The following is a 22,304-nucleotide window of genomic DNA, read 5'->3' on the forward strand; positions in this document are numbered from 1 at the left end:
ATATTGTGTATTGAGCCGTTTACTTTACGCCTGACAAATCCATTCTATTTCATTCACGTTAAAAGATGAGGGTTAGCGGAATGATTTATGATTACAAGCAACAACGACAAAAATTCATTCTTGGTGAAATAAAGAAACACAAATCCATACAGATAAAAATTTTATCAAAAAAACTCAACGTTACAGAACGAACCATAAGGCGTGACATTAAAGAACTGGCGCAAACAGGTCTTGTCTATGCGCGTTATGGTAGAGCCGTTCTCATCAGCGACAAAGAATCTCCTTTATATAAAAACCATCAACTTTATTTACACGAAAACATGGAAATTAACACTTTAAATTTATTTTCGCCTATCATGAAAACGAAAGGAAAAGTATTTATTCTCGGTTCTTTTAATACCGATCTGGTTTACCGTCTGAATAACTTTCCCGCCTCTGGTGAAACCATATGTGCTATGCACGCCAGTTGTTGTCCGGGTGGTAAAGGCAGTAATCAGGCTATCGCAAGCTGCATGGCGGGGGCACCTACCCATTTTGCGGCCAAATTGGGTAATGATGATTTCGCCACAAAAGCCCTGCAATTCCTTAACACGGTCGGCCTTGAGACGTTGACGCTTTTTACCCATCCCAACATCTCTACCGGAAGCGCTGTTGTGATGATATCTGAAGAGGTTGGCGATAACGCAATTATTATCAATCCTGGAGCCAACCATACGATCACAGTCGACGAAATTATTTCTTGCTATGAAGCGATCGGTGAATGCAACGTCTTCCTTACCCAAATGGAAAACAACCCAGACGCAACAAAGCTGGCCATTAAGTTTGCGCACTCCAGCGGCATTACCACTATATTTAACCCCGCTCCCTGGAGAAAGGAAGTGTTGGATATATTACCCTGGGCCAAGGTGGTCACGCCTAACATCACTGAAGCCGAGGCCATTCTTTCAACGTCAATAAAAACAGAAAGTGAAATACGTAATGCCGCGGAAGCCATTTACAAAATTGGGCCGCAGATAGTCATCATCACGCTGGGAAGCCAGGGGTGTTGGTTATTTGACGGAGAACAACATCGCCATTTCCCCGCCTTCCCTGCAGTGAATATTGATACCGCCGGGGCGGGAGATGCTTTTAATGGCGCGCTGGCCGCACAACTGGCATGCGGAGAAAAAATGGCAACCGCCATCCTTTATGCCAGTGCTTTTGCTTCTTTAGCGGTTGAACGAGAAGGCGCCTCCAGTATGCCAGAACATCAGGCGGTTATTAAAAGAATGGCTTTATCAATGGACTAAACCTCTACTGCACCTTTACTTACATGGAAAGGAAAATATAACATGAGAAAAACAACGTTATTTTTAATGTTAATTATTACTGCATTTTCTGTTTCGGCGGAGCAAAAATACGGATGGGGAAATCTTCATTTCGATTATCAATCCTGGGATGCTGGCGTTAAAGATTTAGAATATGAACAGTCGCTGGTTGGGATTGAAGGTGGAATAGGCTTTGATTGGGGTGAAATGTATGGTTTCTACGACTTTGAGAATATACTCGATGATGAAGGTAACCAAGGGCAAACTGCTAATGGTGAGATTCACACTTATTTATGGGATACGGGCGCAAGTCTCTTCACAAAAGTTTATAATTCGCAAAGTCCTGACTTTAAAGAAACTAACCAATTTATTGGCTTAGGTTATACCGATTTAAAAGGCGAGGGTTGGTGGTTCAAACCCTGGATCGCCAGACAATATATTACCGCGCATAATAATTTTGGCCCTGCTTATGATATTAATGGTTTGAATGGTTTTACCATCGGCTGGAATGGCGGCTATGCCTTTAAATTATTCAACCAGGATTTTTTGTTCTCTAACTGGAATGAAATAGAACTGGAGCGCAATGATGATTACGCCTCCAATAATTTTGGGCACGAGGGATTAAATGGAGGTTTGAACCTGACATGGAAAATAACAAATCATATTTCAACCACTTTTATGTACCGCTATTTTTACAACAAACTGGGTGCAGACGGTTATGGGGACATTTTGATTTATCGTCTGGCTTATGATTTCTAACCTGAAGGAAACTTTCAATGATAAACGCATCATGGCCCGACCTTACGCTGGAACAACGCATGGCGCTAATGTCTATTCCTGCCAATCGCATCATACCCGTTGTTATCGATAGTGATACCTATAATGAAATCGATGATCAGATGGCTATTGCCTGGGCTTACCTTCATCCTGAGCGGATTGATCTTCAGGCAGTTTATGCCGCACCTTTTACTAATCATTTTTTTGGAAAAGAAAGCTCACATACTTATGTCGATAGTCCTGCCACAGGCATGAATTTGAGTGAAGAAGAGATTCATCGTGTTTTTGAAAAGTTACCTCATCGCCACCCTTTGCCAGGGATATTTAAAGGTGCGACCCGTTATTTAACGAATAGCGATGCACCGGAATGCTCGCCCGCCGTTGCCGATCTTATTTCTCGCGCCCGGAAGGCTACCCAAACATTACAGGTACTTTGCATCGCCGCTCCAACAAATATTGCCAGCGCCCTGTTGATCGCGCCTGATATTATTGAAAAAATACATATTATTTGGTTAGGTGGAAACAGCTACGACTGGCATGATAATCAAGAGTTTAATTTAATGCAGGATATTACAGCCAGTAGAGTGCTCTTTGACAGTGGCGTCGCGCTAACGCAAATCCCTTGCTTCGGCGTAACCAATTGTATGGCGACATCAGTGCCAGAAATGCAGTTTTATTTCGCTAATAGTAGTTGCATCGGTAATTACTTCGCCGAAATCGCGCCGCGTTGCCCATGGATTGGTTTCGCTTCCCGCAAAGTCATTTGGGATATCACAACCGTGGGTTATGTATTAAATTCCACCTGGTATACCTGTGAGTATCTTCCTGCCCCCCTGATTAACGATGATTTACGTTGGAGTTTTGATAATCGTCGACATCTTATTCGTGTGGTGAAATTTATTGAACGTGATTGTCTTTTTAAAGATCTGTTCCGTAAGATTATGGATGCGGATAAGGACTAACATATGCAGATAATGATTTTATGTCTGGGAATTGTCGTACTCCTGGCTATCGCTATATTATGTTCATCGAACCGGCGCGCAATCAATATTCGTACCGTTACCGGCGCGTTCACCATTCAAGCTTCATTAGCAGCGTTTGTTCTCTACGTTCCCGCAGGTGAGAAAACGCTTTTGGCCATTTCCAACAGTCTGTCGGGGATATTAAATTATTCATCGGAGGGAATTAATTTCCTTTTTGGCGATTTAGGCCGTTTCAAGATGGGTTTTTTGTTCGCGTTTCATGTTCTTCCAATTATTATATTTATGTCTGCGTTATTTTCAGTATTATACTATATAGGGATCATGCAATGGGTGATCCGGCTTATAGGTACTGGCATTCATAAATTATTAAGGACCAGCCCTGCAGAATCAATGGCGGCGACGGCGAATATATTTGCAGGTAATACCGATGTGTTTGTTTTAATGCGCCCTTATGCACCCAAAATGACACGTTCGGAACTGTTTGCATTAATGTGCGGCGGCGTTGCCTCCATTGCCGGATCGGTACTGGTGGGCTATGCGAGTATGGGTATTGAAATTCGCTACCTTGTCGCAGCTTCATTCATGTCTGCGCCTGGCGGATTATTAATGGCCAAAATTCTTTACCCGGAAACCGACGCTGAACATGTCGCCGATGTCTCAGCCGATATGGCCACTGGCGAAGAGAACCCCATTAATATCGTAGAAGCCGCGACAAACGGTGCGAGTACGGGTCTTAAGCTGGCGGTTAATGTCGGCGCAATGCTATTGGCGCTAATTGCGCTTATTGCCATGATTAACGGCTTGCTGGGCTGGATTTTCGATTTATTCCATATTGAAAATATCACGCTACAACTCATTTTTAGCTATATTTTTGCACCTGTCGCCTGGCTGTTGGGCGTACCCGGTTCAGAGATATTTCAGGTCGGAAATTTACTGGGGCAAAAGCTCGTTCTTAATGAATTTGTAGCCTTTACCAGTTTTATTCCGCTTAAAGCCAGTCTCAGCGAATATTCACAAATTATCGTCATTATGGCGCTGGCAGGTTTTGCGAATCTTTCTGCTCCTGCCGCGTTGATTGGCGTATTAGGCGGGATTGTTCCTGCGCAAAAAAGTTTTATCGCTAAAATGGGCGGAAAGGTAATTCTTGCCGGAACGTTATCGAATTTAATGAGTGCCGCACTAACCGGTCTTTTCTGGTTACTGGCGCGCTAAGTAAAAAGCCCGGTGATTTGCGCCGGGCTTTTGCAGTTATCGCCAGGTTTAAACATCCAGATCGGCGAGATCGCCTTTCTCCTGCAACCAGTTACGACGATCTTCCGAACGCTTCTTAGCCAGCAGCATATCCATCATCGCCGTGGTGCGTGCATCGTCGTCGTCGCTGATGGTCAACTGCACCAGCCGACGGGTGTTCGGGTCAAGCGTGGTTTCGCGCAGCTGGAGCGGGTTCATCTCACCCAGTCCTTTAAAGCGTTGCACGTTCGGTTTGCCCTTCTTACGCTTAAGCTGATCCAGCACGCCGGCCTTTTCTTCTTCCGTCAACGCGTAGTAAACCTCTTTACCCAAATCGATGCGGTACAGCGGCGGCAACGCAACGTAGACGTGACCGTTTTTCACCAGGGTGCGGAAATGTTTCACAAACAGCGCGCACAGCAGCGTGGCGATATGCAGCCCGTCCGAGTCGGCATCCGCCAGAATGCAGATTTTGCCGTAGCGCAACTGGCTGAGATCTTCGCTGTCCGGGTCGATGCCGATAGCCACGGAAATATCGTGTACTTCCTGGGAGGCCAGCACTTCGTCCGACGAGACTTCCCAGGTATTCAGGATTTTACCCTTCAGCGGCATGATCGCCTGATATTCGCGATCGCGCGCCTGTTTGGCCGAACCGCCCGCCGAATCCCCTTCCACCAGGAACAGCTCGGTGCGCGCCAAATCCTGCGCGGTGCAGTCCGCCAGTTTGCCCGGCAGCGCCGGTCCGCTGGTGAGTTTTTTACGCACCACTTTTTTGGCGGCGCGCATCCGGCGCTGGGCGCTGGAAATCGCCAGTTCCGCCAGCATTTCCGCCGCTTGCACGTTCTGGTTCAGCCACAGGCTAAAGGCGTCTTTCACCACGCCAGAAACAAACGCGGCGCACTGGCGTGAGGAGAGGCGCTCTTTGGTCTGACCGGCAAACTGCGGGTCCTGCATTTTCACCGACAGCACATAGGCGCAGCGTTCCCAGATATCTTCCGCTGAGAGCTTCACGCCGCGCGGCAGGATGTTGCGGTATTCGCAAAACTCGCGCATCGCATCCAGCAGGCCCTGACGCAGGCCGTTAACATGGGTGCCGCCCTGCATAGTGGGAATCAGGTTGACGTAACTTTCCGTGAGCAGTTCGCCGCCTTCCGGCAGCCACAGCAGCGCCCAGTCAACCGCTTCGGTATCACTGGAAAAATTGCCGATAAACGGTTTTTCCGGCAGCGTCGGCAGCCCGTTGACCGCCTCGCTCAGGTAATCATTCAGCCCGTCGAGATAGCACCAGCGCTGCTCGGTGTTATTCACCTTGTCTTTAAACGTGATTTCCACGCCGGGGCACAGCACTGCTTTCGCTTTCAGCAAATGGCTTAAGCGCGATACCGAAAAACGCGGAGAATCGAAAAAGGATTCATCCGGCCAGAAATGGACGCTGGTACCGGTATTGCGTTTACCGCAGGTGCCGACTACTTCCAGATCTTTCACTTTATCGCCGTTGGCGAACGCGATGTTGTAGACCTGCCCGTCACGGCGGACGTTCACTTCCACCCGCTTCGACAGGGCGTTGACCACCGAGATCCCCACGCCGTGCAGGCCGCCTGAGAACTGATAGTTTTTATTAGAGAACTTACCGCCCGCGTGCAAACGGCACAGGATCAGCTCAACGGCGGGCACACCCTCTTCCGGGTGGATATCGACAGGCATACCGCGCCCGTCGTCAATGACTTCAAGGGACTGATCTTCGTGGAGAATGACGTCTACGCGTTTCGCATGGCCCGCCAGCGCTTCGTCCACGCTGTTATCAATAACTTCTTGCCCAAGGTGGTTGGGGCGAGTGGTATCGGTATACATCCCCGGACGGCGGCGAACCGGCTCAAGCCCGGTGAGTACCTCAATGGCATCAGCGTTATAGGATTGCGTCATGGTTTATTCGTTCAGAGAGAAACGGCATCGACTCCGGGCGGAATTACTCAAGCCCCAGGAAATCGACAATCTGTGAGAAATAATCTTCAAAGCCCACAAAGGCGTGATTACCCCCGTCAATCACGGTCTGCCGACAGGAAGCGTAGTACGCCACCGCCTGGCGATAATCAAGCACCTCGTCCCCGGTCTGCTGCAGCAGCCAAATCAAATCCGGCGCTTCCAGCGGGTCGATTTGCATGACTTTAAGATCGTAAATATGGCGTGACTCTAGCACATATTGCTGCCCGGTGTAGGGGTTCTCGTTCTGGCCTAAATAGTCGACCAGCAGTTCAAACGGGCGCACCGCCGGGTTAACCACCACCGCCGGTAACATAAAACACTGGGAAAGCCAGGTGGCGTAATATCCGCCGAGAGACGAGCCCACCACCGCCAGCTCTTCGCCGCCGTGCTCCAGCACCAGCGACTCCAGCAGTTCCGCCGCATCGGAGGGAAACGGCGGCAGCTGCGGCACGATCATGTTTATCGCCGGATGATGGTGTTCCAGCCAGGCTTTAAACAGCGTCGCTTTCGCGGATCGTGGCGAGCTGTTGAACCCATGCAGGTAGAGAAGCGTGGACATCAGTAGCCTTCAGACGCGGTGTCAGGATTGAACTGCGTCCCCTCCAGCCGTTCGACCTGGGTGGTCAATGTGCCGTCGGCATGTAATTCCAGCCAGCGCCAGCCGGGAGCGATGGTATCGAGGGTAAAGTTCGCGCAGTGGGGTTTGAACTGAACGCAGGTTGACGGCGTCGCCAGCAGACGGCGGCCATTCCAGTCGAGATCCTGCTCCTGATGGATATGTCCGCACAGCAGGTGGCGCACATTCGGAAAATGGCCCAGCACCGCGTCCAGCTCGCCCGCGTTACGCAGACTGTGTTGATCCAGCCAGCTGCATCCCGCTGGCAACGGATGATGGTGAAGCAATAATAAGGTAAACCGATCGGCGTTTTCCGCCAGCTTTGCTTCCAGCCACTCCAGCTGATATTCGCTTAACTCGCCGTGCGGCACGCCGAAGACCTGGCTGTCCAGCAGCAAAATCTGCCACTTTTCACCACACAGCACCTGCTTCGCGGGGGAGATGCCCGCCTCCTGCAGCGCGCTGAACATGGCAGGCTGGAAATCGTGATTGCCCGGCAACCAGACGCAGGGCGCAGAAAATGCGGCAATGCCCTGCGCGAAATGCTGGTAGGCCTCAGGCGTGTGATCCTGCGCTAAATCGCCGGTCGCGACAATCAGGTCGCACGGACGCTGCTGTGCGGTGATCGCTTCCAGCACAGCCTGATAACTACTCCAGGTATTGACGCCCAACAGCGTTTCGCTTTTTTGTGCGAACAAGTGGGTATCGGTAATTTGTAAAATCCTGATGCTCGCCCCATCCGCAACAGGAAGATTCAACAAACTTTCCAAAGGGTGTCCTTAGGTTTCACGACGCTAACAAACCGGAACCGCCATCGCTCCATGCGCCAGGCAGTAGCGCAACCAATCCGCAAGAAACTGGTTAATTTGATGCTTTTCATCGCGTTGATGCAACTTTTTGTTCGGGTAATCATAACGTGCTTTGAAGCGAAAGATCTGCTGGCTTGAACACACTTCCGCCACCATCGCGTCATGATAGAGCCGCACCGACATTGACGGCAGGCTCCAGTAGCTAATTGCGGGCACGGTCTGTTTGATTTCCACGAGCGTAGTGTAGCGGGTGAATTCGAGGATCGTTAATCGGTATTGCGCGCTGCCGACTTGATAGCTCACTGTTTCGCCCACTGCGTCAGTTCGCGGCAGCAAGCGGCGCAAAATTGCAAAATTGGTTTCGCAAAGGCGCATCATTTCTGGAAAGTCGGGGGTATAGCGCTTCATATTCAGGTGTTCCACTCTTGACGTATTTCTTGATAGTGCAGTTGCAGCCAGAGCAGTGCGATGACTGAGGCTGCGTTATCGATTTTCCCCTCTTTTACCCACTGGTATGCCTGTTCCCGGCTTACCACATGAACACGAATATCTTCGTTTTCTTCCACCAGGCCGTGTATACCTTCGGCCTGCGTGGCATCCACTTCACCCACCAGAATCGATAACCGCTCGCTGGTGCCGCCTGGGCTTGCGAGATAGTTCAATACTGGCTTCGTGCGTCCGACCCGTAATCCTGCTTCTTCCATGGCTTCGCGGCGCGCCACTTCTTCCACGCTTTCGCCGGGCTCAATCATCCCGGCGACAAGCTCCAACAACCATGGGGTGTCGCTGGTGTCATACGCGGCGATACGGATCTGCTCGATCAGCACCACTTCATCACGTACAGGGTCAAAGGGTAGCAGGACTGAAGCATGACCGCGCTCAAAAATTTCACGCCGCACTTCGCCGCTCATTTCACCGTTGAAAAGCCGGTGTCGAAAACGATACAGATCTAACGAAAAAAAGCCGCGGTACAATTTTTCCCGTGCAATAATTTCTACATCGTTTTTTGTGAAAGTCACTGCGCGATCGTCTGGTTTGCTCATGATCAAAGCCTGTTATAAATGAGGATGGTGGTGAACGTATTCAACTCAGTTTACCTGTCGTTATAACGCCGATATGGTAGATTGATGAAATTTAATGGCATAAGGCACAGAAGGCCAATCTTCAGATATCGCGGATTCTGCTAAAATCGGCGACAATTTTCGACTTCTGTCAGCGCTAATAAACAAATTCTGCTTCACAACAAGGAATGCAAATGAAGAAACTGCTCCCCATCCTTATCGGCCTGAGCCTTACCGGATTCAGCGCCATGAGCCAGGCAGAAAACCTGTTACAGGTTTATCAGCAAGCACGCTTGAGCAACCCGGACCTGCGTAGATCCGCCGCCGATCGTGATGCCGCATTCGAAAAAATCAACGAAGTTCGCAGTCCTTTATTACCGCAGCTCGGCCTTGGCGCAGACTACTCTTACAGCAACGGTTACCGCGACGCGAACGGTATTAACTCCAACACCACCAGCGCATCGCTGTCGTTGACCCAGACCATTTTCGATATGTCGAAATGGCGTCAGTTAACGCTTCAGGAAAAAAGCGCCGGTATTCAGGACGTCACCTTCCAGACCGATCAGCAAACCCTGATCCTGAACACCGCGACGGCTTATTTTAACGTGCTGAGCGCTATCGATGCGCTTTCCTATACCGAAGCGCAGAAACAGGCGATCTATCGCCAGTTAGACCAGACGACCCAGCGTTTTAACGTGGGCCTGGTGGCGATCACCGACGTACAGAACGCCCGCTCCCAGTACGATAACGTGCTGGCGAACGAAGTGACCGCCCGTAACAACCTGGATAACGCGCTGGAACAGCTGCGTCAGGTGACCGGCAACTACTATCCGCAGCTGGCGTCGTTGAACGTTGATGCGTTCAAAACCGCGAAACCGGATTCGGTGAACAATCTGCTGAAAGAAGCGGAAAACCGCAACCTGGCGCTGTTGCAGGCGCGTCTGAGCCAGGATTTGGCCCGCGAGCAGATTCGCCTGGCTGAATCGGGCCATTTGCCGACGGTGGGTTTGACCGCATCGACCGGCATTTCCGACAGCTCTTACAGCGGCTCCGCGACCAATACCGCCCAGTATAACGACAGCAATGTCGGCCAGAACAAAGTCGGCATTAACTTCTCCCTGCCGATTTACAGCGGCGGTGCGGTGACCTCCCAGGTTAAACAGGCGCAGTACAACTTCGTCGGTGCCAGCGAGCAGCTTGAAAGCGCGCACCGCAACGTGGTGCAAACCGTGCGCTCCTCTTTCAATAACATCAATGCCTCTATCAGCAGCATCAACGCCTACAAACAGGCGGTGGTTTCTGCCCAAAGTTCATTGGATGCGACAGAAGCGGGCTATGAAGTGGGTACACGTACCATCGTTGATGTGCTGGATGCCACCACCACCCTGTACAACGCGAAGCAGCAGCTCTCCAGCGCCCGTTATAACTATCTGATTAACCAGCTGAATATTAAATCCGCACTGGGCACGTTGAACGAGCAGGATCTGCAAATCCTCAACAGCAACCTGGGTAAACCGGTTTCCACGACGCCTGAAATCGTGGCCCCGGAAAATGCCCGGCAGGATGCCGCCGCCGATGGCTACGCCACCAACGGCGCGCAGACCCAGCCAGCCGCTCAGCCAGCAAGCGCGGTGCAACCCGCTGCCGCCACGCAGAGCAACGGTAAAAATCCGTTCCGCAATTAAGCCTGCGACGGGGGGTGTGAATCACCCCCCGAAACTTCGTAAGGCAACGTAAAGATCCGCGCCCGGCGCGCCTGCCGCTTTAATTTCGACCGTTCATCCTCTATCCTTTAACGTTAATTCTTTGCATTATCACTGGGTTCAGGAAGATAAAATGAAACGGACAAAATCCATCAATCATGCGACGTTTCGCAAAAGCTTTAGCGCGCGCCACTTAACTCCGGTTGCACTGGCGGTTTCCGCCGTGTTTATGCTTGCGGGTTGTGAAAAGAGCGATGAGACTGTCTCGCTTTATCAGAATGCCGACGACTGTTCGACAGCCAACCCGGGCAAAAGCGCCGAATGTACCACTGCCTATAACAACGCCCTGAAAGAAGCCGAGCGCACCGCGCCGAAATACGCCACCCGCGAAGACTGCGTGGCAGAATTTGGCGAAAATCAGTGCCAGCAGGCGCCTGCCCAGGCAGGCATGACGGGTGAAAACCAGGCTCAGGCCCACAGCGGCGGCAGCTTCTGGATGCCGTTAATGGCGGGCTATATGATGGGCCGTATGATGGGCGGCGGCGCGGGCTTCGCGCAGCAGCCGCTGTTCACCTCGCGCAACCCTGCCAGCCCGGCTTATGGTCAATATAACGACGCCAGCGGCAAGAGCTATGGCGCGGCGCAGCCGGGCCGCACCATGACGGTGCCGAAAACTGCCATGGCCCCGAAACCGGCCACCACCACTACCGTGACCCGCGGCGGCTTTGGCGAATCGGTGGCGAAGCAGTCTGCGATGCAGCGTAGCTCGGCAACCGGCACCTCCAGCCGTTCGATGGGTGGTTAATCGATGGAACGGATTGCCATCAGCGAGCGCCCGGACTGGCGCGAAAAAGCCACCGAATACGGTTTCAACTTCCACACCATGTACGGCGAGCCGTACTGGTGTGAAGACGCCTATTATCAGTTGACGCTCGACCAGGTGGAACGCCTGGAAGCCGTCACCGCCGAACTTCACCAGATGTGTTTGCAGGTGGTGGAGAAAGTCGTTGCCAGCGATGCCCTGCTGACCAAATTTCGCATCCCGAAACACACCTGGGCGTTTGTGCGCCAGTCCTGGCGCAGCCAGCAGCCGTCGCTCTACTCGCGTCTCGATCTGGCCTGGGACGGCGTCGGCGATCCGAAGCTGTTAGAGAACAACGCCGATACGCCCACCTCGCTGTATGAAGCGGCGTTTTTCCAGTGGATCTGGCTGGAAGATCAGATCAAGGCGGGCAAGCTCCCGGCCAACAGCGATCAGTTCAACAGTCTGCAAGAAAAAGTCATTGCGCGCTTCGCCGAGCTGAAAGAGCAACACGGCTTTAATCTGGTGCATTTCGCCTGCTGCCGTGACACGGTGGAAGATCGCGGAACCGTGCAGTATTTGCAGGACTGCGCCGCTGAGGCGGGCGTGGCGAGCGAATTCTTATATATTGACGACATTGGTCTGGGCGAGAAAGGCCAGTTTACCGATCCACAGGATCAGGTGATCGCCAACCTGTTTAAGCTCTACCCGTGGGAGTACATGCTGCGCGAGATCTTCTCCACCAAACTGGAAGACGCAGGCGTGCGCTGGCTGGAGCCGGCCTGGAAAAGCATTATCTCCAACAAAGCCCTGCTGCCGATGCTGTGGGAGATGTTCCCGAACCACCCTAACCTGCTGCCCGCTTATTTTGCCGAAGACGAGCATCCGACGATGGAGAAATACGTCGTGAAGCCAATTTTCTCCCGCGAAGGCGCCAATATTTCCATCATTGAAAACGGTCAAACGCTGGAGCAAGTTGAGGGGCCGTATGGCGAGGAAGGCATGATCGTGCAGCAGTTCCACCCGCTACCGAAGTTTGGCGACAGTTATACGCTGATTGGCAGCTGGCTTATCAACGATCAGCCAGCCGGGATCGGCATCCGTGAAGATCGGGCGTTAATCACCCAGGATCTGTCACGGTTTTATCCGCATATCTTTATCGAGTAATACCCAGGGCGCGATTGATATCGCGCCTTTTTTTTAGCCCACCTGCACCGACAGCATACTTAACGATCCCATCTCGATACCGTCCACCGGCACCGAAACCGGCTCGCTGCCGTCCCATGCGCCCAGCACGTAGAGCAGCGGTAAAAAGTGTTCCGGGGTCGGGTTAGACAAGCTGCCCCCTTCCTGCTGGAGATAATTCACCAGCGGATGCTGCTCTACCGGCCCCTGCCACGTGAGATTGGCTTTCACCACATCGTTGAATGCCGTCGCCCACGGGTACGGCGTATTTTCGCCATGCCAGCGGGCGGTACGCAGGTTGTGTACCACATTGCCGCTGGCGATCAGCATAATACCTTCATCACGCAGCGTCGCCAGTTTACGGCCCATGTCAAAATGCCAGGCGGCAGGCTTTGTGCTGTCTATACTCAATTGCACCATCGGGATGTCGGCATCCGGATACATCTTGATCAGTACACCCCATGAACCGTGGTCGAACCCCCAGGCTTCTTTGTCGAGCGCAACAGGTAGCGGCGCGAGCAGATCCACCAGCCGCTGCGCCAGTTCCGGCGATCCCGGCGCCGGGTAATGGGTGTCATACAGCGCCTGCGGGAATCCGCCAAAATCATGGATGGTTTTGGGCTGTTCCATGGCCGTGACGCCGGTCCCCCGCGTGAACCAGTGGGCAGACACCACGACAATCGCTTTTGGACGTGGCAGGGTCGCGCCCAAATGCCGCCAGGCCTGAGTATACTGATTGTCTTCCAGCACGTTCATCGGGCTACCGTGGCCGAGAAACAGTGCGGGCATACGCGAAACGTTCATGGTGTTATCCTTTGGTCTTCGGGGTATTGTTGATGGATAAACCTTACGCTGATTCGGGAAAAGAAGAACTCAGATAACCATGATGGAGATCATCAGGAAATTTGAATGTAAGTCTGGTGTAAATCCGCTGACCACGCGTCGATTTTAATCGACGGGTTCTTTAAGCTTTGAGAATCCAGAACACAAGGAGCTGTTGATGTCGGTCCCTCTTATATTGACTTTACTGGCTGGCGGAGCCACGTTTATCGGCGCGCTGCTGGGCGTGATCGGCCAAAAACCGTCAAACCGGCTGCGGGCGTTTTCGCTGGGTTTTGCCGCTGGCATTATGCTGCTGATTTCCCTGATGGAAATGCTGCCCGCCGCCCTGCGCGAAGAAGGAATGTCACCGATGCTGGGTTACGGCATGTTTATTGTCGGCCTGCTGGGTTACTACGCCCTGGATCGCGTTTTGCCCCACGCCCATGCACAGGATCTGCTGGATAAAGATTTGCAGCGCGCGCCGCGCAATCTCAAGCGCACCGCGCTGCTGCTGACGCTCGGCATCAGCCTGCATAACTTCCCGGAAGGCATCGCCACCTTCGTGACGGCCAGCAACAATCTGGAATTAGGATTTGGCATCGCCCTTGCCGTCGCCTTGCACAATATTCCTGAAGGACTGGCGGTGGCCGGGCCGGTGTATGCCGCGACGGGTTCCAAATACAAAGCAGTATTCTGGGCGGGTATTTCCGGGATGGCGGAAATTCTCGGCGGCGTACTCGCCTGGCTGATCCTCGGATCGCTGGTATCGCCGGTGCTGATGGCCTCGATTATGGCGGCGGTGGCGGGGATTATGGTGGCGCTTTCGGTCGATGAACTGATGCCGCTGGCGAAAGAGATCGACCCGAATAACAACCCCAGTTACGGCGTGCTGTGCGGGATGTCGGTAATGGGGCTAAGCCTGACGCTGCTGCAAACCAGCGGGATCGGCTGATTGCTGTGGACGTAAAAAAACCCGGTTGATGTCACCGGGTTTTTTATTCTCTGCCTGAAGAATTAGCTGGCTTTACGCTCGTGCTGCTGGCGGTAAGCCACCAGATCTTCAATGGTTACGACCGCCATCTGATGCTTCACGGCGAAGTCGATGCACTCCGGCGCGCGCGCCATTGAGCCGTCGTCGTTGGTCAATTCGCACAGTACGCCAGCCGGTTTGAAACCTGCCAGCGTCACCAAATCGATAGTGGCTTCGGTATGGCCGCCACGGGTCAACACACCGCCGCTCTGAGCGCGCAGCGGGAACACGTGGCCCGGACGGTTCAGATCGGAAGGTTTCGCGTCATCAGCGATAGCAGCGCGGATGGTGGTGACGCGGTCCGCAGCGGAAACGCCGGTGCTCACGCCGTGCGCGGCTTCAATGGTTACGGTAAAACCGGTGCCGTAAGCGCTGGTGTTATTTTCAACCATCATCGGCAGGTCGAGCTGCTGACGGCGATCTTCAGTGATGCACAGGCACACAATGCCGCTGCCGTGGCGAATCGTCAGCGCCATTTGTTCAACGGTCATGGTTTCGGCGGCGAAAATCATATCGCCTTCGTTTTCACGGTCTTCATCATCAAGCACCATCACGCCACGGCCTTCGCGCAAAGCGGTCAGAGCGTGTTCTACGCGTTCAAATGCGGTACCGAAAGAGGAAAGAAGCGTCTGATTCATGGTAAAAAAACCTCATTAAAATTATGGTTACCAGAATCAGGGCGGTCTTAGGAGTGCCGTAAAACGGCAAAAAAATAACGTGAGTGGGCCGTAAGCCCGACTTGATCGTTACTCTCTCCCATCCGGACTTTAACCGTCGGCCCCGGAATTACACCGGATCTGCTGACCTTTGAATTTGCATCCAAAGCGCTCGCGGGCTTTCAGCGTAAGCTGATTTACCGCCGGTGGGGAATTTCGCCCCGCCCTGAGAATAAGCGGGATTACTATAACGCCAATGACTATTGTCGGCAATGTATTCAGCAGCCTAAATAAATCGGTTTGTGCTATTACTTAGATTCATACATTTCCGGTTTCTCCTCCCGGAAACAGGCATTACAATAAGAGGTTATGTAACTCACGCACTGGGAAACCGCCATGATTGACCCGAAGAAAATTGAGCAGATTGCCCGCCAGGTTCATGAATCCATGCCGAAAGGTATTCGTGAATTCGGGGATGACGTTGAAAAGAAAATCCGCCAGGTTTTACAGTCGCAGTTGACGCGTCTCGACCTTGTCAGCCGCGAAGAGTTTGATGTGCAGACTCAGGTGCTGCTGCGCACCCGCGAGAAGCTGGCGGCGCTGGAACAGCGTATCAGCGCGCTGGAAAGCCGCAATACGCCCGTGGAACAATCCGCTGCGCCAGCACCGGCCATTCCGCCGGTCGACGTGATTCAACCCGCTCCGGCGGTCCCGCCGGTTGACGAAGAAAAACCGCAGTAAAAAAATCGGGCCTTCATTGAAGGCCCGATGGGTTTTATTTGCCGCTATCTTTCTGGATCTTTTTAATGATGTTGGTGGTTGAACAGCCATCTTCGAAGTTCAGCACCATCACCTCGCCGCCGTTGGCCCAGACCTCTTCGCTACCGGCGATCTGTTCCGGTTTGTAGTCGCCGCCTTTGACCAGCAGGTCAGGCAGGATCCCGGCGATCAGGCGCTGCGGGGTATCTTCCTCAAACGACACCACCCAGTCCACGGCTTCCAGCGCGCCCAGCACGATCATCCGCTGTTCGAGCGGGTTCACCGGTCGGGTTTCGCCTTTCAGGCGTTTAGTGGACGCGTCGCTGTTGACCGCGACGATCAACCGGTCGCCCAGCTTGCGGGCGTTAGCCAGATAAGACACGTGCCCGGCGTGGAGAATGTCGAATACGCCGTTGGTCATCACCACTTTCTCGCCGCGTTTGCGCGCAGCGGCGACAGCCAGTTTCAGCGCCTCTTCATCCATCACGCCAAAACCGGAATCGGCACGCCCGCGTACCGCGTTTTCCAGTTCGATAGGCGACACGGTGGAAGTACCGAGTTTGCCCACGACCACACCCGCCGCCGCGTTAGCGAAGAAGCAGGCTTCTTCCAGCGAGTTGCCCGCCGCAAGCGTGGCCGCCAGCACGCCGATCACGGTATCGCCCGCACCGGTCACGTCATACACTTCCTGCGCCTGAGTCGGCAGATGCAGCGGATCTTTACCCGGTTGCAGTAGGCTCATGCCCTGCTCGGAACGGGTGATGAGCAGCGCGCTGAGATCGTAATCCGCCACCAGCTTCATGCCGCGCTCAACGATTTCCGCGTCGGTTTTGCATTTCCCGACCACCGCTTCAAATTCAGACAGGTTCGGCGTCAGCAGCGTCGCGCCGCGGTAGCGTTCAAAATCGGTGCCTTTCGGGTCGATCAGCACCGGTACGCCCGCTTTGCGCGCCAGTTGGATCATCTGCTGTACGCTGGCCAGCGCGCCTTTGGCGTAGTCAGACAGCACCAGCGCGCCGATATTGCCCAACGCCTGGTTGATGCGCTCGTGCAGCGGCTCCGGATCCACGCCCTCGAAACCCTCTTCGAAATCCAGGCGGATCAGCTGTTGGTTGCGCGAAAGCACCCGCAGTTTAGTGATGGTCGGGTGAGTCGGCACCGATACAAAATCACATTTCACATTAACGTTAGCCAGCGCCTGGCTCAGCGCCCGCGCCGCATCGTCGATGCCGGTCAGGCCAACCAGACGGGAGTGCGCGCCCAGCGAAGCGATGTTCATCGCCACGTTCGCCGCGCCGCCGGGGCGTTCTTCGATATTATCGACTTTGACCACCGGGACCGGGGCTTCCGGGGAAATACGGCTGGTGGGGCCATACCAGTAGCGATCGAGCATGACATCGCCCACCACCATGACGCCTGCGCGTTCAAACTCGGGCAGCGTTACTTTCATTCCAGACTCTCCTGAGAGATACCAAATTTGCGCGGGATAATAGCACAATTCCCTGCGTACACATTTTTATGCCTTGCCCAGCCATGCCGCCCAGCTTTGGGCGACCTGCCGGCGCTCCGCCTGAAACGCGCCGGGATCCACGTGGCCGGGCAGCTCCTGAAGCGCCAGATGGTGCAGCTCATCGCGCAGCGTGACGTAAGCGTGGGTCAGCGCGCGCGCTTCCTGCTCCGGCATGATGTCATTCTGCGCCAGCAGCTCAAGGATGCGCACGTTATCAGACCAGCGGGTCAGCTTCGGCGCGTCGTGAGAAAAGCGCAGCACCAGATACTGGGTAATAAATTCAATATCTGTAATTCCGCCTTCATCGGCTTTAATATCGAAGCGATCTTTATGCTTGTTGCCAAGATGGGCGCGCATTTTCTCGCGCATCTCGCGCACTTCGGTTTGCAGCGCGGCACCGTCACGGGCTTTGCACAAAATCTCCCGGCGGATGGCGTCAAAATCCTGGCACAGTTGCGGATCGCCGTAGACCACGCGGGCGCGCACCAGCGCCTGATGCTCCCATGTCCAGGCCTCGTTTTGCTGATAATCCGCAAAGGCGTCAACGGTCGTGACCAGCATTCCCGCCGCCCCGGACGGACGCAGACGGGCATCCACTTCATACAAAATGCCGGACGAGGTGCGGGTGCTGAACAGGTGCATGATGCGCTGGGCCAGCCGCAGATAGAACTGGCGGCCATCGATCTCCCGCTCGCCGTCGGTCATCACGTCTGCCGGGCAATCGTGCAGGAACACCAGGTCGAGATCGGAACTGTACCCCAGCTCCCAGCCGCCCAGTTTGCCATAGCCCACCACGGCGAAACCGCGCCCTTCACGTCCCTGGAGATGCGTCGGCGCGCCGTACCGCGCGACCATCAGCGTCCAGGCCTGCTGCACCACGGCGTCGATCATCGCTTCCGCCAGCCAGGTTAAGTGATCGCTTACTTTCATTACCGGCAGGGTTTCGGCGATATCTGCCGCCGCCACGCGCAACAGCTGCGCCTGTTTAAACTGGCGCATCGCTTCAAGCTGCTGCTCTTCGTCGTCTTCCGGGACGCGCAGCAAATACTGGCGCAGCTCGTCGCGGTAAGCATTGGTGGCGGTAGGTTGATACAGGGTGTTCGGATCGAGCAGTTCATCGAGCAGCAGCGGATAACGCGCCAGCTGCCCGGCAATCATCGGCGAGGCGGCGCACAGCCGGATAAGATGCTTCAGCGCGCCGGGGAATTCGGTGAGCAGTTCCAGATACGTGGTGCGGGTCACAATGCCCAGCAGCAGCGGCGTGATGCGCCCCAGCGGGACGGCAGGCGTCGGCATGGCGCACACTTCGCTTAGCAGACGCGGCATCAGCAGATCCAGCACGTGCCGCCCACGCGGGCCGATGGTGCGTTTATCCGCCTCTTTGCGGAAATCCGCCGCCAGCGCAACGACCTGACGCTGGCTGTCACTATCCAGATGGCTTAAGACCGGGCTGGAGACATCGGCGTCGTGCGCATCCTGCCACAGTTCGCGCCAGCCTTCGGCCAGTTTGTCTTCGCTGGCCTCGGGCTCGTCATCGCCAATCAGATCGTTAAAAATGCGCCGCACCGCCGTCATATGGCGGGCTGAGGTTGCCTGAAGCGCCGCCCAGTCGGGCTCGCCCATTGCCCAGGCCAGGCGCGCGCGATTCAAGTCATCGCCCGGCAGCGTCTGGGTCTGCTCGTCATTAATGCTTTGCAGCAGATTTTCGAGGCGGCGCAGAAACAGATAAGCGTCGCGTAACTGTTCTGCATCCCCCGCTGGCAGCAGATGGAGCGCGTCGATGGCCTCCAGCGTCGGCAGCAGCGAACGCGATTGCAGCGACGGCTCGCGTCCGCCGCGAATCAACTGGAACACCTGGACGATAAACTCGGTTTCCCGGATGCCGCCCGCGCCCAGCTTGATGTTATCGGTCAGGCCGCGCCGCCGTACTTCGCGGGCAATCATGCCTTTCATATTACGCAGCGACTGGATCACGCTGAAATCGATATAGCGACGGAACACAAACGGACGCAGCATGGCGCGCAGCTCCTGGCTCCAGCGATCGTCGTTGTCGCCCATAATGCGCGCTTTTACCATGGCGTAGCGTTCCCAGTCGCGCCCCTGCTCCTGGTAATAATCCTCCAGCGCCGCAAAGCTCAGCACCAGCGGGCCGCTGTCGCCAAACGGGCGCAGCCGCATATCCACCCGGTAAACGAAGCCATCCTGGGTCGGCTGATCGAGCACTTTGATCAGCCGCTGCCCCATGCGGGTAAAGAACTGCGCGTTATCCAGCTCGCGCCGTCCCCCTTGTGTCACGCCGTTTTCCGGCCAGGCGAAGATCAGGTCAATATCAGAAGAAAAATTGAGTTCGCCGCCGCCGAGTTTGCCCATTCCAAGGATCATCAGCGGCTGCGGCTCGCCCTGCGCATTGCACGGCGTGCCCCACTCGCGGCAGCAGGAGGCCCACAGCCAGTCGCGCGCGGCGACAATCAGCGTTTCGGCCAGCACGCTGAGCTGCGCCAGCGTGCCCTGAGTGGTAACCCGATTCAGGGTTTGCGCCCAGGCGATACGCACCATGATCCGCCGCCGAAACTGGCGCAGCGCGCGCATCAGTTGCGCCTCATCGCTTACCTCCTGCAACGCCTCCTGGAGCCAGAGCGCATAATGGCGTTCTTCGTTGGCTTCCGGCGGCCTGCCATGCAGCTCATCCAGCCATTCCGGATGCGCGACCAGTCCGTCGCGGACGAAATCGCTGAACGCCAGCATCGCCTGCGCGTCTTTATCCAGCGCAAGGCCCGATAGCGGCTCCGGCAGGTTAGCCAGCACCTTTTCAACGTGTTGTTGCAGTAAGGGTGAGAGCGGCATCATGGTGGGATCCTTTTATTTTTTTCCGCTGTGCAACCAGAACGGCGATTGCGCGATCGCTTCATGGCGCAGGGATTCGATATCGCCGCGTAAGCCGTTTTCGATAGCGTGACGCAGGGCGTCCCAGGTATCGATCCAGTCAAGCGCCACCTCGCCAGGATAAACGCCCGCCAGCGTGCGGATAGCATCCAGCTCGCGGTATAAACGCGGCAGCTGATCGCGGTAGCGTTCGCCACAGGATTGTAAAAACGCCTGCTTCAGCTCGGCGGCGTGGCGCGACAGGTGAATATCGGCGTAGCGCTTAAAGGAATCATCCAGCTTACGGCGGTCTTTTTCATCGATAAACGGCTGCCAGCCCTGGGTCAACAACCACTCGGTCAGCGCCAGTTTCGCGGTGCTGATTTCGCTGCCGAACGCGAGGGTTTCCGCCGAGGCGTCCGAGACCAGCGACACTTCACACTGGGTCAGCAAATCGCGTAAGCGAGCGCTCGCTTTCCTTGGCACAACGCCGCCGAACAGCGCCAGAATATGGCGAACCAGGCCGATAGCCTGCTGAACCTGCGCTTTCGCCAGGGTATTTCCACGCACCCACAGCTCTTCATGGTACTGCCAGTGGGATAGCGCGGCTTCCAGCGCCGTTTGTAGCCCCTGTTCAACGGTAGCTTTCGGCGGCATAGCGATCACCGTCAGCGGACGGATAGCCCGCAGGGCATTGCCCTGAGCCAGATGATACCCCCGCGCGGCCTTGCTCAGGCTGCCCTGGCGCAAGCCGGGGACTGCCACCAGCTGGCGCGCCAGTTTTAAAATATCCGCTAACTGGCCTTCCAGCAGTTCCATTTCCAGTTCGCACAGCGGCTCGCTGTGCTCTCCTGCTTTAACCTCTCCACGATCGAGCGCCATCTCAATGCGGCTTTCACCGTGAGTAACCACCCACTTCTCGCGCTGAAAATCGGTGCTGAACAGCGGTTTTACCTGGCTTTGCAGGGCATCCGCCGTTAGCCCTTCCGGCCAGATGTCCGCCGGGAAACGTGCTAAATCCAGCTCGGCGTTATCCAGCTCGACATTGTATTCCGGGCGCTGATGTACGCCGCCCGTGACGCGCCCGGCGGTTTTGATGGTCATTTCATAACGACCGTCCACGCCGCGAATACGCAATCCCATATCGTGGCTGCGTAACTGGTTATCGGGCGTTTCGTAATACACGTTGAGTAATGAGCGGGGGGCGTGATGTTCGCCGGAAAAGCCATTGAGGACGTTGCGCACGCTCTCAAGCGCGTCGGGTTGTACGATAAATTTGAGTTCGATTTCTTGTGCCATAGCCTTTTACTTACGGTTGCGTCACACCGGCGCGAATGTCCGGCGAACTTACGGGCCTGATTTTTGTCAGTAGATAGTATTTTCCGCTAAAATGCCACGCCGAAGGCGTTTTAGACGAGTGACAAACCCTTTGGCAGTGCGCCAGTCACTGATGTACCAGGATGATTCTCATTCAGGTTTGCGCTTCGCATCGTCAAACTGTTGCACTACTATCATCCCACGAATAACGATTAATGAAGACCTGATGCCTAAATTACGCCTGATTTGCCTGACTTTATTCGCGCTTAGCGTTTCTACTGTGGCCCATAGCGAAGAGAAACGCTACGTTTCCGACGAATTGACCACCTGGGTTCGAAGCGGCCCTGGCGATAACTATCGCCTGGTAGGTTCACTCAATGCGGGTGAAGCCGTCACGTTATTGCAGACCAATGAGTCCACCAATTATGGTCAGGTGCGTGACAGCAACGGGCGTACCGCATGGATCCCGCTTAAAGAGCTCAATACCGAACCGAGTCTGCGCACCCGCGTGCCGGAACTGGAAAATCAGGTCAAAACGCTGACTGATAAGCTGAATAATATTGATGCGACCTGGAATGAGCGCACGTCAGACATGCAGAAAAAAGTCTCTGCCAGCGACGGCATCATCAACGGCCTGAAAGAAGAAAATCAGAAGCTGAAAAACGAGCTGATTGTCGCAAGTAAAAAGGTTAACGCCGCCAATCTGCAACTCGATGACAAGCAGCGCACCATTATTATGCAGTGGTTTATGTACGGCGGCGGCGTGTTAGGCGTTGGTCTGCTGCTGGGCCTGCTGCTCCCGCATATGATCCCGCGTCGCAAGAAGAAAGACCGCTGGATGAATTAATCGCTAAAGGGCAACCACACAGGTTGCCCTTTTACTTGGCCTTCT

20 protein-coding genes and 1 riboswitch are annotated in these 22,304 nt (G+C 54.6%); of the genes, 10 read left to right on the top strand and 10 right to left on the bottom strand.

What is annotated here, in order from left to right:
- The first annotated feature begins 80 nt into the window (after positions 1–80).
- From GV764_RS04705 to GV764_RS04720, 4 genes are read left to right on the top strand one after another with little or no spacing between them, the layout of a single operon-like run.
- Positions 81–1,289 (top strand): PfkB family carbohydrate kinase, encoded by a 1,209-nt coding sequence (locus tag GV764_RS04705; protein ID WP_161659125.1) that lies wholly within the window; start codon positions 81–83, stop codon positions 1,287–1,289.
- 42 nt (positions 1,290–1,331) lie between these two features.
- A complete protein-coding gene (locus GV764_RS04710) occupies positions 1,332–2,066 on the top strand; it encodes an outer membrane protein OmpK (RefSeq protein ID WP_161659126.1) in 735 nt (244 codons plus the stop codon).
- A 17-nt stretch (positions 2,067–2,083) separates the two neighbouring features.
- On the top strand, positions 2,084–3,046 hold the full coding sequence (locus tag GV764_RS04715) for a nucleoside hydrolase (RefSeq protein WP_161659127.1): 963 nt from the start codon (positions 2,084–2,086) through the stop codon (positions 3,044–3,046).
- 3 nt (positions 3,047–3,049) lie between these two features.
- Positions 3,050–4,279 (top strand): NupC/NupG family nucleoside CNT transporter, encoded by a 1,230-nt coding sequence (locus tag GV764_RS04720; RefSeq protein WP_161659128.1) that lies wholly within the window; start codon positions 3,050–3,052, stop codon positions 4,277–4,279.
- Positions 4,280–4,327: 48 nt separating this feature from the next.
- On the opposite strand, the gene parE is transcribed toward GV764_RS04720, so the two are convergent.
- From parE to nudF, 5 genes are read right to left on the bottom strand one after another with little or no spacing between them, the layout of a single operon-like run.
- Entirely contained in the window at positions 4,328–6,220 is a 1,893-nt protein-coding gene (parE, locus tag GV764_RS04725) for a DNA topoisomerase IV subunit B (protein ID WP_125293712.1), read from the bottom strand.
- Between the two features lie 43 nt (positions 6,221–6,263).
- Complete coding sequence (gene yqiA / locus GV764_RS04730) at positions 6,264–6,839, bottom strand: esterase YqiA (RefSeq protein WP_161659129.1); 576 nt, start codon at positions 6,837–6,839, stop codon at positions 6,264–6,266.
- Positions 6,839–7,666 carry a 3',5'-cyclic-AMP phosphodiesterase gene (gene cpdA / locus GV764_RS04735; RefSeq protein WP_161659130.1) on the bottom strand — a complete coding sequence of 276 codons (828 nt, stop codon included), beginning with the start codon at positions 7,664–7,666 and terminating at the stop codon, positions 6,839–6,841. Before cpdA ends, yqiA begins: the two co-directional genes overlap by 1 nt.
- 24 nt (positions 7,667–7,690) lie before the next feature.
- Entirely contained in the window at positions 7,691–8,113 is a 423-nt protein-coding gene (locus tag GV764_RS04740; RefSeq protein ID WP_161659131.1) for a DUF1249 family protein, read from the bottom strand.
- Between the two features lie 2 nt (positions 8,114–8,115).
- Positions 8,116–8,748, bottom strand: coding sequence for an ADP-ribose diphosphatase (gene nudF, locus GV764_RS04745; protein ID WP_161659132.1), 633 nt, complete (start codon positions 8,746–8,748; stop codon positions 8,116–8,118).
- A 212-nt stretch (positions 8,749–8,960) separates the two neighbouring features.
- Here nudF and tolC point away from each other — a divergent pair, with 212 nt between their 5' ends.
- The 3 genes from tolC (at position 8,961) to GV764_RS04760 (ending at position 12,438) form a co-directional block, all read left to right on the top strand.
- Positions 8,961–10,451 (top strand): outer membrane channel protein TolC, encoded by a 1,491-nt coding sequence (gene tolC, locus GV764_RS04750; protein ID WP_161659133.1) that lies wholly within the window; start codon positions 8,961–8,963, stop codon positions 10,449–10,451.
- 151 nt (positions 10,452–10,602) lie between these two features.
- Complete coding sequence (locus tag GV764_RS04755) at positions 10,603–11,274, top strand: DUF1190 family protein (RefSeq protein ID WP_161659134.1); 672 nt, start codon at positions 10,603–10,605, stop codon at positions 11,272–11,274.
- 3 nt (positions 11,275–11,277) lie between these two features.
- Positions 11,278–12,438, top strand: a complete 1,161-nt coding sequence (locus tag GV764_RS04760) for a glutathionylspermidine synthase family protein (protein ID WP_161659135.1) — start codon at positions 11,278–11,280, stop codon at positions 12,436–12,438.
- A 33-nt stretch (positions 12,439–12,471) separates the two neighbouring features.
- Here the strand turns inward: GV764_RS04760 and ygiD are convergent, their stop codons facing one another.
- A complete protein-coding gene (ygiD, locus tag GV764_RS04765; protein WP_161659136.1) occupies positions 12,472–13,260 on the bottom strand; it encodes a 4,5-DOPA-extradiol-dioxygenase in 789 nt (262 codons plus the stop codon).
- A gap of 196 nt (positions 13,261–13,456) precedes the next feature.
- Between ygiD and zupT the strand changes: the two genes are divergently transcribed.
- A complete protein-coding gene (gene zupT, locus GV764_RS04770) occupies positions 13,457–14,230 on the top strand; it encodes a zinc transporter ZupT (protein WP_161659137.1) in 774 nt (257 codons plus the stop codon).
- 62 nt (positions 14,231–14,292) lie between these two features.
- Here the strand turns inward: zupT and ribB are convergent, their stop codons facing one another.
- The gene (gene ribB / locus GV764_RS04775; RefSeq protein WP_125293722.1) at positions 14,293–14,946 is read right to left on the bottom strand and encodes a 3,4-dihydroxy-2-butanone-4-phosphate synthase; all 654 of its coding nucleotides are present in this window, start codon (positions 14,944–14,946) and stop codon (positions 14,293–14,295) included.
- A 106-nt stretch (positions 14,947–15,052) separates the two neighbouring features.
- Positions 15,053–15,202, bottom strand: a riboswitch (FMN riboswitch).
- A gap of 158 nt (positions 15,203–15,360) precedes the next feature.
- On the opposite strand from ribB, the gene ubiK reads away from it, so the two are divergent.
- Positions 15,361–15,705, top strand: coding sequence for a ubiquinone biosynthesis accessory factor UbiK (gene ubiK / locus GV764_RS04780; protein WP_161659138.1), 345 nt, complete (start codon positions 15,361–15,363; stop codon positions 15,703–15,705).
- A gap of 34 nt (positions 15,706–15,739) precedes the next feature.
- On the opposite strand, the gene hldE is transcribed toward ubiK, so the two are convergent.
- The 3 genes from hldE to GV764_RS04795 form a co-directional block, all read right to left on the bottom strand.
- The gene (hldE, locus tag GV764_RS04785) at positions 15,740–17,173 is read right to left on the bottom strand and encodes a bifunctional D-glycero-beta-D-manno-heptose-7-phosphate kinase/D-glycero-beta-D-manno-heptose 1-phosphate adenylyltransferase HldE (protein WP_161659139.1); all 1,434 of its coding nucleotides are present in this window, start codon (positions 17,171–17,173) and stop codon (positions 15,740–15,742) included.
- Between the two features lie 66 nt (positions 17,174–17,239).
- Positions 17,240–20,080 (bottom strand): bifunctional [glutamate--ammonia ligase]-adenylyl-L-tyrosine phosphorylase/[glutamate--ammonia-ligase] adenylyltransferase, encoded by a 2,841-nt coding sequence (gene glnE, locus GV764_RS04790; protein ID WP_161659140.1) that lies wholly within the window; start codon positions 20,078–20,080, stop codon positions 17,240–17,242.
- A 12-nt stretch (positions 20,081–20,092) separates the two neighbouring features.
- Positions 20,093–21,394 carry a CYTH domain-containing protein gene (locus GV764_RS04795; protein WP_161659141.1) on the bottom strand — a complete coding sequence of 434 codons (1,302 nt, stop codon included), beginning with the start codon at positions 21,392–21,394 and terminating at the stop codon, positions 20,093–20,095.
- Positions 21,395–21,638: 244 nt separating this feature from the next.
- On the opposite strand from GV764_RS04795, the gene GV764_RS04800 reads away from it, so the two are divergent.
- Entirely contained in the window at positions 21,639–22,259 is a 621-nt protein-coding gene (locus tag GV764_RS04800) for a TIGR04211 family SH3 domain-containing protein (RefSeq protein WP_161659142.1), read from the top strand.
- The last annotated feature ends 45 nt before the right edge of the window (positions 22,260–22,304 follow it).

It is taken from the genome of Atlantibacter hermannii, assembly GCF_009907385.1.
Taxonomy (GTDB): Bacteria; Pseudomonadota; Gammaproteobacteria; order Enterobacterales; family Enterobacteriaceae; genus Atlantibacter; species Atlantibacter hermannii_A.

Bases quoted from the DNA above. Each gene is read 5' to 3' on its own strand.
- parE (WP_125293712.1), bottom strand. From the start codon at position 6,220: ATGACGCAATCCTATAACGCTGATGCCATTGAGGTACTCACCGGGCTT.
- GV764_RS04800 (WP_161659142.1), top strand. From the start codon at position 21,639: ATGCCTAAATTACGCCTGATTTGCCTGACTTTATTCGCGCTTAGCGTT.
- ribB (WP_125293722.1), bottom strand. From the start codon at position 14,946: ATGAATCAGACGCTTCTTTCCTCTTTCGGTACCGCATTTGAACGCGTA.
- ubiK (WP_161659138.1), top strand. From the start codon at position 15,361: ATGATTGACCCGAAGAAAATTGAGCAGATTGCCCGCCAGGTTCATGAA.
- ygiD (WP_161659136.1), bottom strand. From the start codon at position 13,260: ATGAACGTTTCGCGTATGCCCGCACTGTTTCTCGGCCACGGTAGCCCG.
- GV764_RS04755 (WP_161659134.1), top strand. From the start codon at position 10,603: ATGAAACGGACAAAATCCATCAATCATGCGACGTTTCGCAAAAGCTTT.
- GV764_RS04710 (WP_161659126.1), top strand. From the start codon at position 1,332: ATGAGAAAAACAACGTTATTTTTAATGTTAATTATTACTGCATTTTCT.
- GV764_RS04760 (WP_161659135.1), top strand. From the start codon at position 11,278: ATGGAACGGATTGCCATCAGCGAGCGCCCGGACTGGCGCGAAAAAGCC.
- hldE (WP_161659139.1), bottom strand. From the start codon at position 17,173: ATGAAAGTAACGCTGCCCGAGTTTGAACGCGCAGGCGTCATGGTGGTG.
- nudF (WP_161659132.1), bottom strand. From the start codon at position 8,748: ATGAGCAAACCAGACGATCGCGCAGTGACTTTCACAAAAAACGATGTA.
- tolC (WP_161659133.1), top strand. From the start codon at position 8,961: ATGAAGAAACTGCTCCCCATCCTTATCGGCCTGAGCCTTACCGGATTC.
- yqiA (WP_161659129.1), bottom strand. From the start codon at position 6,839: ATGTCCACGCTTCTCTACCTGCATGGGTTCAACAGCTCGCCACGATCC.
- GV764_RS04720 (WP_161659128.1), top strand. From the start codon at position 3,050: ATGCAGATAATGATTTTATGTCTGGGAATTGTCGTACTCCTGGCTATC.
- GV764_RS04715 (WP_161659127.1), top strand. From the start codon at position 2,084: ATGATAAACGCATCATGGCCCGACCTTACGCTGGAACAACGCATGGCG.
- GV764_RS04705 (WP_161659125.1), top strand. From the start codon at position 81: ATGATTTATGATTACAAGCAACAACGACAAAAATTCATTCTTGGTGAA.
- GV764_RS04795 (WP_161659141.1), bottom strand. From the start codon at position 21,394: ATGGCACAAGAAATCGAACTCAAATTTATCGTACAACCCGACGCGCTT.
- GV764_RS04740 (WP_161659131.1), bottom strand. From the start codon at position 8,113: ATGAAGCGCTATACCCCCGACTTTCCAGAAATGATGCGCCTTTGCGAA.
- glnE (WP_161659140.1), bottom strand. From the start codon at position 20,080: ATGATGCCGCTCTCACCCTTACTGCAACAACACGTTGAAAAGGTGCTG.
- zupT (WP_161659137.1), top strand. From the start codon at position 13,457: ATGTCGGTCCCTCTTATATTGACTTTACTGGCTGGCGGAGCCACGTTT.